Source organism: Lentihominibacter faecis (assembly GCF_014306095.1).
GTDB classification, from domain to species: Bacteria; Bacillota; Clostridia; order Peptostreptococcales; family Anaerovoracaceae; genus Lentihominibacter; species Lentihominibacter faecis.
Map to the genome: position 1 here is coordinate 1 of NZ_JACRWC010000081.1, position 15615 is coordinate 15615.

15 protein-coding genes are annotated in these 15615 nt (G+C 49.2%); 1 reads left to right on the forward strand and 14 read right to left on the reverse strand.

Annotated elements, in window-relative coordinates; genetic code table 11:
• From H8876_RS06420 to H8876_RS06465, 10 genes are all read right to left on the reverse strand, one after another.
• The coding region (locus H8876_RS06420; protein ID WP_249287044.1) for a hypothetical protein at window positions 1-933 on the reverse strand (933 nt) is incomplete at its 3' end.
• Between the two features lie 10 nt (window positions 934-943).
• Window positions 944-1570 (reverse strand): hypothetical protein, encoded by a 627-nt coding sequence (locus H8876_RS06425; RefSeq protein WP_249287045.1) that lies wholly within the window; start codon window positions 1568-1570, stop codon window positions 944-946.
• A gap of 61 nt (window positions 1571-1631) precedes the next feature.
• Window positions 1632-2993: an aldehyde dehydrogenase gene (locus H8876_RS06430; protein ID WP_249287046.1), complete on the reverse strand. Its 1362-nt coding sequence runs from the start codon at window positions 2991-2993 to the stop codon at window positions 1632-1634.
• Between the two features lie 4 nt (window positions 2994-2997).
• Complete coding sequence (locus tag H8876_RS06435; RefSeq protein WP_249287047.1) at window positions 2998-4491, reverse strand: aspartate aminotransferase family protein; 1494 nt, start codon at window positions 4489-4491, stop codon at window positions 2998-3000.
• 16 nt (window positions 4492-4507) lie between these two features.
• Window positions 4508-4951 carry a GtrA family protein gene (locus H8876_RS06440; protein WP_249287048.1) on the reverse strand — a complete coding sequence of 148 codons (444 nt, stop codon included), beginning with the start codon at window positions 4949-4951 and terminating at the stop codon, window positions 4508-4510.
• A gap of 4 nt (window positions 4952-4955) precedes the next feature.
• Complete coding sequence (locus H8876_RS06445) at window positions 4956-5975, reverse strand: class II aldolase/adducin family protein (RefSeq protein WP_249287049.1); 1020 nt, start codon at window positions 5973-5975, stop codon at window positions 4956-4958.
• Between the two features lie 12 nt (window positions 5976-5987).
• On the reverse strand, window positions 5988-7592 hold the full coding sequence (locus tag H8876_RS06450) for a xylulokinase (RefSeq protein WP_249287050.1): 1605 nt from the start codon (window positions 7590-7592) through the stop codon (window positions 5988-5990).
• Window positions 7593-7619: 27 nt separating this feature from the next.
• On the reverse strand, window positions 7620-8255 hold the full coding sequence (locus H8876_RS06455; protein WP_249287051.1) for a TetR/AcrR family transcriptional regulator: 636 nt from the start codon (window positions 8253-8255) through the stop codon (window positions 7620-7622).
• A 161-nt stretch (window positions 8256-8416) separates the two neighbouring features.
• The gene (locus tag H8876_RS06460) at window positions 8417-8770 is read right to left on the reverse strand and encodes a hypothetical protein (RefSeq protein WP_177264708.1); all 354 of its coding nucleotides are present in this window, start codon (window positions 8768-8770) and stop codon (window positions 8417-8419) included.
• A 133-nt stretch (window positions 8771-8903) separates the two neighbouring features.
• Window positions 8904-9341, reverse strand: coding sequence for a helix-turn-helix domain-containing protein (locus tag H8876_RS06465; RefSeq protein WP_249287052.1), 438 nt, complete (start codon window positions 9339-9341; stop codon window positions 8904-8906).
• An 81-nt stretch (window positions 9342-9422) separates the two neighbouring features.
• Here H8876_RS06465 and H8876_RS06470 point away from each other — a divergent pair, with 81 nt between their 5' ends.
• Window positions 9423-10562: a serine/threonine protein kinase gene (locus H8876_RS06470; protein WP_249287053.1), complete on the forward strand. Its 1140-nt coding sequence runs from the start codon at window positions 9423-9425 to the stop codon at window positions 10560-10562.
• A 12-nt stretch (window positions 10563-10574) separates the two neighbouring features.
• Here H8876_RS06470 and H8876_RS06475 read toward each other — a convergent pair whose 3' ends face one another.
• From H8876_RS06475 to H8876_RS06490, 4 genes are all read right to left on the reverse strand, one after another.
• Window positions 10575-11510: a DUF5688 family protein gene (locus H8876_RS06475; protein ID WP_249287054.1), complete on the reverse strand. Its 936-nt coding sequence runs from the start codon at window positions 11508-11510 to the stop codon at window positions 10575-10577.
• Window positions 11511-11665: 155 nt separating this feature from the next.
• A complete protein-coding gene (locus tag H8876_RS06480; RefSeq protein WP_249287055.1) occupies window positions 11666-12601 on the reverse strand; it encodes a glycyl-radical enzyme activating protein in 936 nt (311 codons plus the stop codon).
• Window positions 12602-12616: 15 nt separating this feature from the next.
• On the reverse strand, window positions 12617-14956 hold the full coding sequence (gene feoB, locus H8876_RS06485) for a ferrous iron transport protein B (protein ID WP_249287056.1): 2340 nt from the start codon (window positions 14954-14956) through the stop codon (window positions 12617-12619).
• Window positions 14957-14979: 23 nt separating this feature from the next.
• Window positions 14980-15567, reverse strand: coding sequence for an HD domain-containing protein (locus H8876_RS06490; RefSeq protein WP_249287057.1), 588 nt, complete (start codon window positions 15565-15567; stop codon window positions 14980-14982).
• Window positions 15568-15615 lie beyond the last annotated feature (48 nt).

The window sequence follows — 15615 nt, forward strand, 5'->3', positions numbered from 1 at the left end:
CAGATGTGTATAAGAGACAGCCTGGTCATACTGTCCTGTTAGCATCACATACTCACAAACCACGAGACACTCATCTTCCGAAAGCTCCTCTACATTGCGATCTCCAAGGAGTTTTTTGCAGGAGTCTTCCAGAAGCTTCAGCTTCAATGGCATCACAAAAGGTTCATATCCCATGTTTTCTGCACGTTCTGCAAAATCTTTCGCTTCCTGCCATTTCCCACCGTAGTATTTTGAGAAAAAGATTCCGTAAAGCAAGTTTCGATCATATCCTGCAGGATGGAGTTTTTCCGCGGCCTCAAATTGTTCTTCTGCCTCCGGATACATACCCAGATCCATAAAAATATCACCAGCCGCATAAAATTTGTCATAACTGTTTTCCATTCCACGAAGAGCCTCTAATGCTTTCGCATATTCTTTTTTGGCTAAGAAGAAATGACATTCCGCCAGCGCTATATATGGATGAGTTATTCCTGTGTTCTGCAAGTTCTTCAGATTTTGCAAATATTGTTCTTCATCAGAAGGATCTGTTCCGTATAATTCTGCGAACATTACCAGAAACTGATCATAGTTCGCATTCTCATCTAGCGGCTCAAATAAACGGTACGGGGGGAACTCCTCCCACGTTAACAGATCCTGCCGATAGTGGTCAAACATACCCAGACTATAGGTATCTAAAAAATACTCTTCCTGATCCAGATAGTGAAACGTGTCTTCCAGCAGCTGTACGATCTTCCTGGAAATAAGACCGTAGGTCAGGACATACCGTAAAATCTCATGACTGATCTCCAGTGCCTTTTCCTTCTGTGCAAATTCCGGTCTGCGCAGGAAATAAAACCACTCGTCAGGATCGTTTCTTCTAATAAATGATCCATACAATACGTCCAGATGATCTATCCATGTCATCTTGTATTCCAGATTACTGATCTCACCCATAGCGTCCTCCTTACTTCTGCCAGTACCAGTACGGCAAGATCATTGCATCTGGTCCGTCATCCGGCAATATTAGCATCGGGTATACAATCTCCGGCTTCAGAGTATTATCCGGCAGATGATCCCTGCTCACTAAAATAGTAGTGAGCCAGACATCCCGATTTTCCAGAACATTTGAGGGCAGGTGATAGTGAAAATATCGCCCGGCTTCATCCGCCAGCAGATCTGCAACATACTGTATGCTTGGAATAAAGCCGTCGTCTCCTTTAGTCGAAAAGAGCTCATGAGCCAGACAGATCAGTTCTTCCGGATTCTGCAGAAAAAAAGGATCCTGCGTATAGATAAAGGTTGCCGGACTATCTCCTTTTCCTTTCGCAAAGAGAAGTTCATTCGCCTGTACGATGGTACCTGCTGCCATCTGACCTTCCCGGTAAAACCGCTGCTGCCTGCGAGGGTCAAACAAAGGCAACAGCCCATCCGGTTCCTCTGCATATCTGCCGTTTTCATCATACTCCGGCTTCGCCCATTCCGGACACTTTAAAAAATTACGCGCTTCGATTTCCCGATGCTGTTCAAAATATGCTTTCGTTCTTTCATACGAATACTTAAAGTACTTTGTCTTTTTTCGAAATAGTGCCATATCTTCTTCCTCCTGACATTATCATACCTTAGTTCGTCAGAATTTTCAAAAGTTTAATTTTTTATTTCATCAAAAACTTTAAAAGTTTCAGATCCCGCGGGCTGTTTGGAGCGTACCGTATCGGAAGATCCAGCCAGTTTTTCTTCTCCAGTACGCTCTTGCGATGGGAGAATGTCTTGAAAGATTCTTTGCCGTGATAACTGCCCATGCCACTGGCGCCCACACCGCCGAACGGGATATTAGGGTTGGCCAGATGCACGATGGTGTCGTTGATGCATCCGCCGCCGTAGGAAATATTTCTCGTGACGAAATCCTTACCTGCCGCCGAAGTCGTAAAGTAATACAGTGCCAGCGGTTTCGGGCGATCCTTGATGGCATCTGCGGCTTCCTTTAAATTGGAGAACTTCAGCACCGGTAATAATGGACCGAAGATCTCGTCCTTCATGATCTCCGAATCCCAGTCGGCCTGGATCAATGTCGGTTCGATCTGACAGGTATCCGGATTCATTCCGCCGCCGTAGATCACATTGCTGGCTTCCACCAGAGAGGCCAGGCGATCGTAATGTTTCTCGTTGATGATCTTCGGATAGTTTCCGTCCTGCAAAGGTCGCTCCCCATAGAATCCAACGATATATTTTTTCATCTGTTCGATCAGTTTATCGCAAATGCTTTCGTGAGCCAGCACATAGTCGGGTGCCACACAAGTCTGTCCTGCATTGAGGAGCTTGCCCCAGATGATCCGGCGCGCACTCACAGTGATATCAGCCGTTTCGTCTACGATGCACGGGCTCTTGCCGCCCAGCTCCAGCGTTACCGGAGTCAGGTTCTTCGCTGCTTTTTCCATCACCAGCTTTCCTACCGTGGTGCCACCGGTAAAGAAAATATAGTCAAACGGCTGATCCAGCAGATCCTGATTGACCTCGCGGCCGCCTTCCGCCACGGAGATATATTCCGGGGGAAAGTTCTCCGTGATGATCTTCTTGATGACAGCAGAAGTTGCTGGAGAATAATTGGATGGTTTGACTACTGCGCAGTTTCCCGCAGCGATGCATCCTGCCAGAGGCACCAGCGCCAGCTGCAGCGGATAATTCCACGGTGCCATGATCAGAACCGATCCATAAGGCTCACTGTAGATTTTGCTGGTGGACGGAAAGTGCACGATAGGAGTCCCTACCCGCTTTGGCTGCATCATCCTGTGGAGGTGTTTCAGCATGCAGCTGATCTCTTCTAACACCATACCCGTCTCCGTCTCATACGTTTCAAATTCCGATTTATTCAGATCCTTGCGAAGTGCCTGACAGATCTCGCCCTGATGTTCTAAAATGCCTTCTCTCAGCTTTTCCAGCTGGAGTCTGCGAAAGTTTTCCGACATGGTGAGTCCGCTTTTATAAAGCTCCTTCTGCGATTTTACGATTTCTTTCATAGCCCTATACCAATCCTTTATCCGTTTTCTTTACGTGTTTAAATACTTCCTCAAAACGATTAAGCGCCTCATCTATGATCTCCGGCGTATCTGCCAGCGACGTATACAGACGGCTGCCTGCCAGGGTCACGATACCGTTAGCCATATATGCAGCACCCATCTTTTCCATAGAATCTTTTCTCACATACATCATGTCCTTATGTTTCAGGAGTCCCAGAGCAGACTTTACGAAACACATCGATGAAAAATCAAAACTCATGGCGCCCGTGCATTCCAAATGCACGATGGATCCCTGGTTGTAGGCTACATACGGCAGTGCGTATTTTTCCAGCAGATCTTTGAGACCATCGCAGAGTCTGTCTCCCATCTTTCCAGCCACTTCACACGCATTGGTGCGTTCGATTTCCTGGATCGCGGTATAGCCAGCCAGACAGGACAGCGGATTTGCTGCCAGCGTACCGCCTACATACGCTCTATGTTTGCCTGTAGCCAGTCCTGCCGCCATCAGCTGCGCATATTCCTTTTTGCCGCCGACGCCGCCTGCAGCCGGATAGCCGCCTGCTACGATCTTTCCGAAAATAGTCAGATCAGGAACCACATCGAAGTATCCCTGCGCGCCGGAAAGAGCCACGCGGAACCCTGTTACCACCTCATCGAAGATCATCAGTGCACCGTATTTATCGCAAAGCTCCCGCACGCCTTTATTATAGTTTCTCGCTACCGGGCGAGTACCGCTCTCCGGGCCTACCGGTTCTACGATGACAGCCGCTGTACCGCCCTTTTTGCGATTCCGCTTGAGCATCTTCTCCAGCATTTCCAGATCGTTAGGACGGACTTCATCGGTCAGCTTGTACGCGCCTCGCGGGATCCCATGAGATTCCAGCAGCGCCCTGCTTCCCGGGATCTTAAGACCGTATACCATCTGATCTGACCAGCCGTGATAAGCCCCTCCGATCTTGATGATCCGCTTGTGATCCGTCGCGATCCGTGCAATACGCAGCGCTGCCATAACCGATTCCGTACCGGAACCCAGCATGCGGAACATCTCCACGTTAGGCATGTGCTTGTTGATTTCCTTAGCGATGAGCATTTCCGACTCGTGAAGAAGTCCGGTCACAGGGCCGCAGGTATTGAGCAGGTCGATGACCTTCTCCCGTACTACTGGATAGTTGCTGCCCAGGATGGTCGGACCGCCCGCCTGCAGGAAGTCGATATATTCGTTGCCGTCCTGATCGTATAAATACGCTCCGTCCGTCTTGGCCATGCACATGGGAAACGGCTTGTTGAATGCCAGATTGTGCTGTACGCCGCCAGGGATGTATTTCTGGGATTCTTCGTAAATCTCCCTGGATCCTTTACACTTCTCATCAAAATATTTCATGACTACATTGTCATAATAATCATCGTCCACCTCCCAGATCGGCTGACTGGTCAGGTATTTTAATTTACGGTTGATCTCTGCCGGATCGTCCCATCTGCTGATTCCACAATTTTTCATCTTGTATGTCTCCTCTCTATCTATCTTCTTTTTCCCGTTGTCTCTGCGCCAGGTTGTTGGTATCCAAAGTCTTGCGGAACACCACGAATCTGTCATACAGATACTCGGTCGATATATTCAGTCCCATATTGATCCCCGTTACAATGTACTCGTTCCAGTGGAGGCTCTCTGCCAGGTAATTGCCCAGGATCGTCGTCACCGGCGTGAACACACAGTAGAACGCCAGGATCTTGGCCATAGCCACCGGCACATTGGCTACCGACTTGAAGGTGAACTTCCGATTCAAGGTGAAGTTCCAGATCACCGACAGGATCAATGCGATCAGGTAACACGGCCAGTAAGGCCAGTCGGTCAGCTCGTTGAGCAGGGTGAAGGACAAGATCTCGATCACACCTGCTGATATGGAAAACATAACGAATTTCACGACCCTCAGGGTCTCTTTTCTCTTTTCCGAGATCATCTTTCTATGCCTCCTGCTCCTTCTGTTTTGAGTACTTGTTGAGGTAAACGAAATGCATCAGTGCCACGTCCACGGCACTCAGCTTTTTCTCTTTCCCGGATGCTCGGGTATGGGCCGCACACAAGCAGGCCTTATCCACCAGCAGCTTCATGGCGTGGAGGTCGTCCTCCGTCTCTGCACGGATCACAGCACCGCAGTCCGGCACGAGAACTGCATTGTATTTTTTCATCATGTGCTCTGCATTCGACAGGTCCTTTGCTACAGGGATCTTGCCCCCGATCATCTGAGCCATGTCGTCCACCTGCGCGCGAACGGCTTTTTTCTGCCGCAGGCAAACATCTACTGCCGGCGACCGAAAAACCTCCGCATAACGATATTCTTTCTGCAAAAATCCCTCCAGAGCCTTTGCAGCGACTCCCGACTTATGCGCCCCGGCAGACGTTTGCTTCGAGCTTTGCAGATACCCTGCGCAGATGTTTCTTTCACATATCTTTTCCAGCAGCTGCACACGCTCCATGGCCTGTACTTTATCACGTCCGCAGACCAGCACGCCATGATGCACCATGAGGACCGTCTGGATCCCCTGCTGCAAAACGTGATCGACTGCATCAGTCAGCTTTTTCATGCCTGGAAGGCCATAGGCTGCAGCGCCAAGACCTCCCAGCTGTCTCTTTTCTTCTTCAGTGATCTGCAACGAGTCCATCCCGGTCAGACCAATAGCCGTCGCATAGTTCTGGTGAGTATGGATCACAAAATTCACACCAGGGAACTGTCTGTACGCTGCGATATGAACGCCCCGTTCGCCAGAAGGCTTTCGTCTGCCTTCCCACTCGCCGCTCTTCAGATCCAGCAGAACGATATCTTCTTCTGTGGTCTGCATGTAATCCAGACCGCTGGGTGTGATAAGGCAGTGTTCATCGTCCACCCGGCAGCTGGTATTGCCCCAGGTCCTTGCGACGATATTTTTCTCCAGCAGCTCCCGTCCGGTTTCCACCAGCAGCTCCCGCTCATTCCTGTTGTTCATAGCTCTACTCCTTCATTCACTTCTGCCTTCGTTTAATATAGTAAAATTCTCTTTATTGTTTTGATACAGGCGTCGAAACACCTTGTAATTCCTGTCGTATGTATCGCGCGTCTTCGGATCCGGTTCGTATCGAGCTTTCACCGGTATGTATTCTTCCACATGGTCGAAATCTGCAATGGCACCGCATCCAATAGCTACCAGGATCGCTGCTCCGATGGATCCGACATCCTTTGTGTTTTCCACCGTTTCTACCGTTCGTCCTGTAATGTCTGACAGCATCTGACAAGTGACCGGCGAAAGTGCTCCACCGCCTACAAAACGAATGGTCCGGGATGTCTTTACTTTCTTGTCTTCGCACTCCAGCATCCACCGCAGATGAAAGCAGATTCCCTCTAAAACAGCCCGTATCATCTCCGTCTTGCCGGTACCGATCCGGATGTTGAAAAACATACCGGCTGCGTTAGGATCTTCAAATGGACAGCGGTTTCCGTGAAGCCACGGGGTAAAGATCATACCGCCCGCTCCCGCAGGAATTTTTTTCACCGTATCCGAAAGGTAGTCATAAAGGCTTTCGTACAGGCTTTCCGTACTTTCGGCAACATTAGTCTTCTCAAGATAGACGCCGATCTCATCCAGAGCCAGATGTTCCTTTACCCACTGGAAACACTTGCCTGCCGTCTCCATCTCTGCAAAGTAATTATACCGGCCTTTCTGTGCTCCGACGATTCCTGCGATCATAGAGCTGATATCCACCACCTGCCGGTCGATAACGGTTCCGATCCATCCGGATGTGCCGGAATATACGTGGGTCTTCCCCGTTTTCGTACAGCCTGCACCGACGCCGATCAGAGTGGCATCACCACCCCCGCCATATACGCAGATCCCCGGGGAAAGCCCTAGCTCTGAGGCGGCCTTTGCAGTAAGTTTCCCTGCAATATCCGTGCACTCGATCAGTTCCGGAAGATGCTCCGGATCTACGCCATACATACGGCAAAGAGCTTTGTTCCAGCCTTCCCTGCCTTCTCGCGTATCGTATAAAAACGTTGAGTAGGCCGAATCCCTGGTCATGATGAAGCGATCCGTGCAGCGGCTGATGAGGTACTCTTTCACATCCAGCCATTTATAGACTTTGGCGAAGATCTCCGGTTCATTCTGCTGGACCCACTTGTACTTCCAAAGCGGATCTTTCACGCTGGTAGACGCCGCATGGGTGGCACGCAGGCTCTTCAGCAGCATTCTGACATTGACCCCGGCAATCTGGATGCCATGCCCCTGGCAATCCTTCATTTCCTTTCGCGCCCGCTGGTCCATATAGCTCATAGGCCGTCTGAGGGCTTTGCCGTCTTTATTCACCAGCACCAGCCCCTGCATCTGGGAACAGAAGGAAATCCCGTCGATTTTTTCCGGCGGCACCGGACTTTTTTTCATCAGGTTCCGGGTCGTTTCGCACATGGCACTCCACCACTGGTCTGTGTCCTGCTCCGCTCCTCCGTTTTCCAGGATGTATAGATCATACCCCTGGTACGCATCGGCTACCAGTTCCACTGTCTCTCCAATGGAGATCAGTCCGGTTTTCACGCCGGTCGTTCCGATATCGTATGCTATCACATGCAGCATGGTGTTTCTCCTTTCTCAAGGCTCTAACTATTCCATTGGTTTCATCTGCAAAGCCGCTTCCATGAAGCGGATCAGGCTATCCGCCATAATATCCTCATCGTCCGCCAAATCTCCACAAAACAGCCTCATCCGATCTTTATAGTAGTCACAACTGTAGGAAAACTGCATCATCATCAGCAGGTTGTCGAAGAAAAAAGCCAGGATCCCGGCATCCGTTTCTGTCGTGATCATTCCTTCCTTCTGTGCCTGCTCGATGAGAGTTCGATAGACCTCAGCCGATCTGCCCTCGATCCGTCCCACCAGATCTTTAGCGTATTTGCGGCAGCTTCCTGACATGATCTCATTGTACATGGCGTTGTAGTTGGAATGGATCTTTGAATTGGAGATCAAAGCAGCCACGATCTTTCGGATGCAGCCTCGCAAATCTTTTGCCTCTGACACCGCCTCCTGCAGCACGTTGCTCAGCAGCTCCAGGCTGTGATCCAGACACTGAAGGAAAAACGTGTTTTTATCCGTAAAATATTTATAGATCACGCCGACACTGACGCCGGACTTTTTCGCGATGCCGCTCATGGCCGCTCCCTGTAGGCCTTTTTCTATGAACTCGTCGATTCCTGCTTCCAGGATATCATCGATGGTCTCCTCTTCCAGTTTTTTATACATATATGGTTCCTCTGCTTTTCATTTGTAAGTGTCGCAGTCGTGAATAACCATTCACAAGTTAGTTCCATTATATCCTATTGTCAGATAAATGCAAAGAAAAAAATCCCCGATCCGCAGAAAAACTGCAGATCAGGGATTTTAAGTAGTATGGATATACTGCATTATCTTCTCTTTTTCTCAAGGATAGTTCCAATAATGAATACCAGTGCAAAGATGATGCAGGCTACTCCCCAGATTTTCAGGTCAGCGTAGCTTCCTGCCATAGCCAAACCGATAATACCGCCTGCCAGATAAAACCCGCCGGCAACGAACGGACCCTTGCCCTCGCCTTTGCGAGTCACGATAGCGATGATTCCGGCAACGATCGCGAAAACAGCCAGAACAACTCCAGCAGATCCGCCCACTTCTCCATTATCCTCCATCGCATTGCCAAGTCCGGCAAAACAGGACTGGAAGGTTACGATCAATGCCATTACAAAAGAGATGATTCCGATTACTAATCTTGTTACTTTCATGGTCTAAATTCCTTTCTCAAATCAGCTTCGTATGTGCACATAGTGTAACAGAACCGACAGGAGAAAAGGTGTGCTGCCAGCACGAAATTTGGTCGGAATCTTGCAGAAAAATCCCGACGGAAAAATCTGTCGCCTACTTGAGGATCGGCAGGCCTTCATGCTCCAGCATCAGGTTGATCTCCGTCACCGTCGCATTGCCCTGATTGACTGCGATCATGATCCTGGCATCCCTCTCGTCCTTGGCATACAGGATCCCCTCCTGAGCGATCTTCAAAGCTCTGTTGATTTCACTGCAGTTCATGCCTGCGCCGATGCAAAGAGCTATGATCTTCTCCCTGCCTGGATTCCGGTCACCGTTGATGATGTTGTACACATAGTTTCGACTGATGTTGCTCCTGCAAAGGAGTTCCGCCAGATCTATATCGTGCTCCGCCATATATTCGTTGAGGTAATCGGCAAAACGGTCATATCCATCTTCCGTATACTGCTTTAAAAACTGTTCACGCTGCTGCGACGTTCTAACATTAGTCAGCGCGTCTTCCAGACGGCTGGTTTTTTCCTGTGATTTCATCGTTTTCTCTTTCATTTCCAACAATAACTGCTCTATTATGTTATACTAAACGAAGAAAAAAAGCAATCAATGAGGTAGAATATGAAACTGGAAGATCAGGTACTGTTGTCTTTTTATCAGGACATTTCACCCCTGGCGGACAATCCACGCATCATGCTGGTGCGCCATGTGGAGACGGGACAGATTTATGTAAGAAAAAAGCTTTCACTAGAAAACAGGGAAATCTACAGACTTCTGCAGACCCAGCAGGTTTCCGGAATCCCCCGGATCCATCTGCTGGTGGAAACAGAGCAAGAATTGATCATCATTGAAGAATATATCAGCGGACTTTCACTGGATGCATATCTACAAAAGGAAGGTGTTCTGAACGAAAAGGATGCCATATATGTAATGCTGCAGCTGTGCCATACGCTCCAGGCACTCCACAGCTTTCAGCCGCCGCTGATCCATCGAGATATAAAGCCTTCAAACGTGATCCTGACCGCAGATATGCGTGCGATCCTGATCGATTTTGACGCAGCCAAAACCTACAGTAAACAGAAACAGCGCGATACGGTTCTTCTTGGCACCGTCGACCACGCGGCACCGGAGCAATATGGTTTTCGTCAATCGGATGCGAGAACGGATATTTACGGACTTGGTATCCTGCTGAATTTCATGCTTACCAGCTGCCATCCGCAGCAGCTCTCTGCCTGCGGTCCCATCGCCCGCATCATCGAAATCTGTACCCATATAGATCCCGATAAGCGTTACGATTCTATCCCGAAACTGGAAAAGGCTCTGCGCAAACTGAAGCCGGGCGGCATCAATGAGGCGCTCCACCCGGGAGTAAAAAATACTCCCCTGGCTGATATTCCGGACAGGTATCATCCCTTCGCTCCTCCTGGTTTTCGCTCAATGAAAATCTGGAAGATGATACTGGCCGTGCTGGGATATGCTTCCCTCCTGTGGCTCAGTGCAACGATCGAGATGGAAGGTGCTACGATGCCACTTACGGTTCTGATCTATCGCATTACTACATTTCTCATACTGATCAGCTGGGTCGCTGTTTTCGCCAACTACGGCGGGATCTGCGATCATCTGCTACTGGCCAGAAGCAACAATTTCGCGGTTTCGCTCATAGGGCGCGCATTCTGGTGTCTGCTGATCATGGCAGCTTTTATGGTGGCCATGGGTGCTATTACAGGCATTTTTGACCCTGCTTTCGTACAGGTTGATTAATGGGGGCGGTCCTCACATGAGGACCGCCCTTGTCACTGCCTGCCGCATCTGCGCTCTTGCAACATCATATTCATATACATGGTCAGAGAGGAACTCTTCCTCTTCCACTGCATCTTCATTGACCTCCTGCACCATATCCTCCATTTCCTGTGTGCTCCTTGCACACCTCTTAGGGATCACTACCCATTCATGAATGGAGGAAGGCAGCAGATAATAGTCACCGCCGAGCTGTTTTCCCACTTTCTGTCTTACTTCCTCTGAAAAGATCACCGTTGCCCCGTTGATCTTCATCTTGCTGGTCAGGATAAACATCTCCGGCCTGTCTTCCGGTTTCACAGACGGATCGACCTCGATCCCGATCGCCTCCTCCATGGACTGCAGAAGATAATTCTGCGGAAGATCCATATTAGCGACCGCGATATCATGCAGCTCCGCCTCGTCTATCCCCCATTCCCGCAGCATCTGATCAGTTACCTGTGCCGCATAGATCCCGCCATGTCCATCTCTCAGATGGATCTGATAAGCCAGCAAAAATTCTCCCAGCCTGCTAAATGGTTTTCCTTCCATTCTCCGCTTGTTTCGTGCACCATTGACGAGTCTGAATTCCAGCAGCGGCTTCACTTTCTCAAAATCATCTATAAGTGCGTTCAGTTTGTTTTCCAGAGGCATTTTAACAGCAGAATACTTAGTAAACATCTCACAGAGGCCCTGGATGATCTCGTCAAGTGTGGCACCCTCCCGATACGCCTTATACAGATCTTCCAGATACAGGGTCGGCGCTACCCGGCCGTCCTCCAGCTCTACCAGCAGCATTTCCATCACCGTATCGTTATTCTTTACCGTTTCTCTTCTGGAGATCTGTTTGATTCCCAGCTTTCCCGAGAGTCTTTTTCGCATCTGCGACAAAAGCACATTTCGAAACCCCTCATAGCGCAAAGTATTACCCATTTCGTATCTCCTTTCCTGCGAATGCATCATCCTGCGCAGCCTGCATTTCCTTCGCTCTACTTTCATTCTACGAAACGGGATTTAAAAGTCAACATATTTTTCTTTAATTGTAATTTAATGGTATCTTTGAAGTAACGAACACGCCTTGATTGCTGCTATACCCTGCCTAAAATGCTCACATCCAGATACAGTTCCTTCTTAAAATAGTTTTCGATCTTGGTCAGCCATTCCTCTGACGGCGGCTGAAATTCTTCCTGCACACCGCCCACGTTTCGCTCCTTGCTGATGCCCAGATTGTGATAAGGCAAAAGATTTACTTTCTTCACACCAATTTCCTGATAGAATTCTCCGGTACTCCGAATGATTTCCTCGGTGTCATTTACCCCTTGCACCAGAGGCATCCGCAGCCAAAGCTTCTCGGAAGTTTCCGGATCTTCCGCCAGCATACGCAGATTTTCCAGGATCCTCTTGTTGCTGACTCCAGTATATGCCTGGTGCACCTCATCGTCGATGGCTTTCATGTCATACAGAATGTCCGTTACGTTTTCTTTTCTCGCCAGTTTCTGCAAAGCTTTCCCATCGCCAAATCCGCTGGTGTCCAGGCAAACGTGGATCCCACGCTTTGCAGCTTCATCGATGAGCGATCCGACAAAGTCTGCATGAGTCAGCATCTCCCCACCGCTTACGGTGATGCCGCCGCCGGTGTGGTCGTAAAACCGTTTGTCCTGTTCAGCAGTCGCCAGGATCTCGTCTATGGTCATTTCCTTTGCCACCGGACGCAACGCCTGAGCATAGCATTCCTTTGCACATTTAAGACAAACATTGCATGTATTTCGATCTATATGGATTCCTTTTTCAGGATCAAGTGAAATTGCATTCTGCGGGCAGATCTGGATACAGTGACCACATCCGATGCAGTTGTTTGGTGAACTGATAAGCTGCTGTCCTGCATCGATCATCTCCGGATTATGGCACCATTTACATGATAACGGACATCCCTTTAAAAACACCGTCGTCCGTATCCCCGGGCCATCTTCCACGGAGAATTTCTGGATACTCCCCACCAGAACACTTGCCGACTGATTACTCATGAAATTCCACCTCCGCTAAAAAATCAACAGTCCTATGACTCTCACGATCGCGGCAGCCACCCATGCGATGGCACACTGCCACAGCACAACACCGATGGCCCAGTGACGTCCCATTTCACGGCGCACCGATGCAATAGCTGCAACACATGGCGTATACAGCAAACTAAATACCAGAAGGGAAGCGGCCGACAGGGAAGTCAGCACGCTTTGCACACCGCCATGGAACAATACCTGCAATGTAGAAACCACGCTTTCCTTAGCCATAAATCCACTGATCAGTGAAGTTACGATCCGCCAGTCTCCCAGTCCGATCGGTGCGAAAAGCGGCGCGATCCATCCGGCAACCATAGCTAAAATGCTCTTCGAAGAATCCTCGACCATGTTGAACCGGAGGTCAAAGCTTTGCAGGAACCAGATCACTACCGTAGCGATCAAGATCACCGAAAAGGCTCTTTGCAGAAAATCTTTTGCTTTCTCCCAGAGAAGCTGTGCGACGTTTTTAGCACCCGGCAGGCGATAATTCGGCAGTTCCATTACAAACGGTACCGCTTCTCCCTTAAAGAGAGTGCCCTTGAAAAGAAGTGCAACTAAAATCCCGATCACGATACCTGTTATGTAAAGTCCCACCATGATGAGACCACCCTTTCCCGGGAAGAATGCACTGACGAAGAATGCGTAGATCGGCAGCTTCGCCGTGCAGCTCATAAACGGTGTCAGTAAAATCGTCATCTTACGGTCACGTTCACTTGGCAGCGTCCGAGTAGCCATGACTGCCGGCACCGTACAGCCGAATCCGATCAAAAGCGGCACGATGCTTCGCCCGGAAAGTCCGATTTTTCGAAGCAATTTATCCATGAAAAACGCAACGCGGGCGATATATCCGCTGTCTTCCATCATAGAGAGGAAGAAAAACAGTGTTACGATGATCGGCAAAAACGACAGGACGGATCCTACTCCCGTGAAAATCCCGTCTATGATCAGCCCGTGGAGTACAGGATTCATATGCCCCGCAGTCAGTGCGTGATCCACCACATCCGTCAGCGAGCTGATCCCCAGATCCAAAAGCCTCTGCAGCCAGGCACCGATCACATTGAACGTCAGATAGAACACAAGCAGCATGATCCCCAGAAAACATGGGATCGCCGTGTATTTTCCCGTCAGTATACGGTCGAGCTTTCGACTGCGGATATGCTCTTTACTTTCTTTCGGTTTTACGACTGTACTTTCGCAGACTTTTTCAATAAAGGAAAATCGCATATCAGCGATGGCTGCACTTCGGTCGAGCCCTCGCTCCTTTTCCATCTGCAAAATAATATGCTCCAGCATCTCTATTTCGTTTTGATCAAGGTTCATCAGCCTCATCATGAGCTGATCTCCTTCGATCAGTTTTGATGCGGCAAACCGTATCGGTACCTCTGCGGCTTCTGCATGATCTTCAATGAGGTGGCACACAGAATGAATACAACGATGCACCGCCCCTCCAAAATCATTTTCATCGCAAAAATCCTGTCTGCCAGGGCGTTCCTGATACTTGGCGATGTGGATCGCATGGCGGATCAGTTCATCTACGCCCTGATTTTTTGCAGCCGAAATCGGAATGACAGGGATTCCCAGTATTTCTTCCATCCGGTTCACATCGATAGTCCCGCCGTTCCCTGTTACTTCATCCATCATATTAAGCGCCAGTACCATGGGAACATCCATTTCCAAAAGCTGCATGGTCAGATACAGATTCCGTTCGATATTGGTGGCGTCAACGATATTTATGATCGCCTTTGGCTTGTCCTGCAGCACGAAATTACGGGATACGATCTCCTCGCTGGTGTACGGTGACATGGAATAGATGCCCGGCAAATCCGTGACCGATGTATTGGGATATCCCTTAATCGGGCCATCCTTGCGATCTACCGTTACTCCCGGGAAGTTTCCTACATGCTGGTTCGCACCGGTCAGTTGATTGAACAGGGTCGTTTTCCCGCAGTTCTGGTTTCCCACCAGTGCATAAGTCAGCGTCATGCCATCCGGCAGAGGGTCCTCCGTTGCTTTTACGTGATATTTACCGCTTTCTCCCAGTCCCGGGTGCTCCGTATCGCTGATACTTTTTGGTCCTTCATGTTTTCTGGACCGGCTTTTGATCGGCTCAACTTCGATCTGATCTGCATCAGCAAGACGCAGGGTCAGTTCATATCCATGGATCTGCAGTTCCATCGGATCTCCCATAGGAGCCAGCTTTACCACGGTCACTTCTGCTCCCGGTATCACGCCCATATCCAAAAAATGCTGGCGCAGTGCTCCGTCACCGCCAACAGTCCGGATCACTGCACTCTCTCCAATGTTCAGTTCTTTTAATGTCATGATTTTTACCTTACCTCAGATATTTACTCTTTTAAATTCCCTTTTTTAATATTTTTCTGCAAAATCTCATCGCTGACCTCATACAGTTTCTCCGAACCCAGCTTCGTCTTTTTATGTCTGCCATAGACCAGCTCTGCCGAAACCTGGTGATCTTTCCAGTCGCCTCCTTCATTGCTGTCATTGAGGATCAGCGGCTGCACGTTATCCATGGCATGAGCAAAACGTGCTTCCGGGCTTTCGTAGGATTCAAACTCATCGAACAAGCTAACCAGTTCCCTCTTCTGATCATCAGGCAGAAGTGAATACAATTTTTCTTTTGCTCTTTCTTCTCGCTCCTTCTGTGATTTCAGGCCTTCCTCGTCGTAAGCATAAGTATCCCCTGCCTCGATCTCCACGATATCATGGATCAGACACATCAGCATGACTTTTGTGATGTTAACTTCTTCATTAGCATACTCCCGTAAAAGATACGCCATGATGGCCATATGCCATGCATGTTCCGCATCGTTTTCCCGTCTGCCATGACCAGACAGGTGAGTCTGTCTGAGAATATTTTTTTCTTTATCGATTTCCAGTGCAAAAGCAAGCTGTTTCCTGATTCGTTCATCCATGATGCAACCTCCTTGGCTGGCTCTATTGTATCACAGATTCCGGGTGTG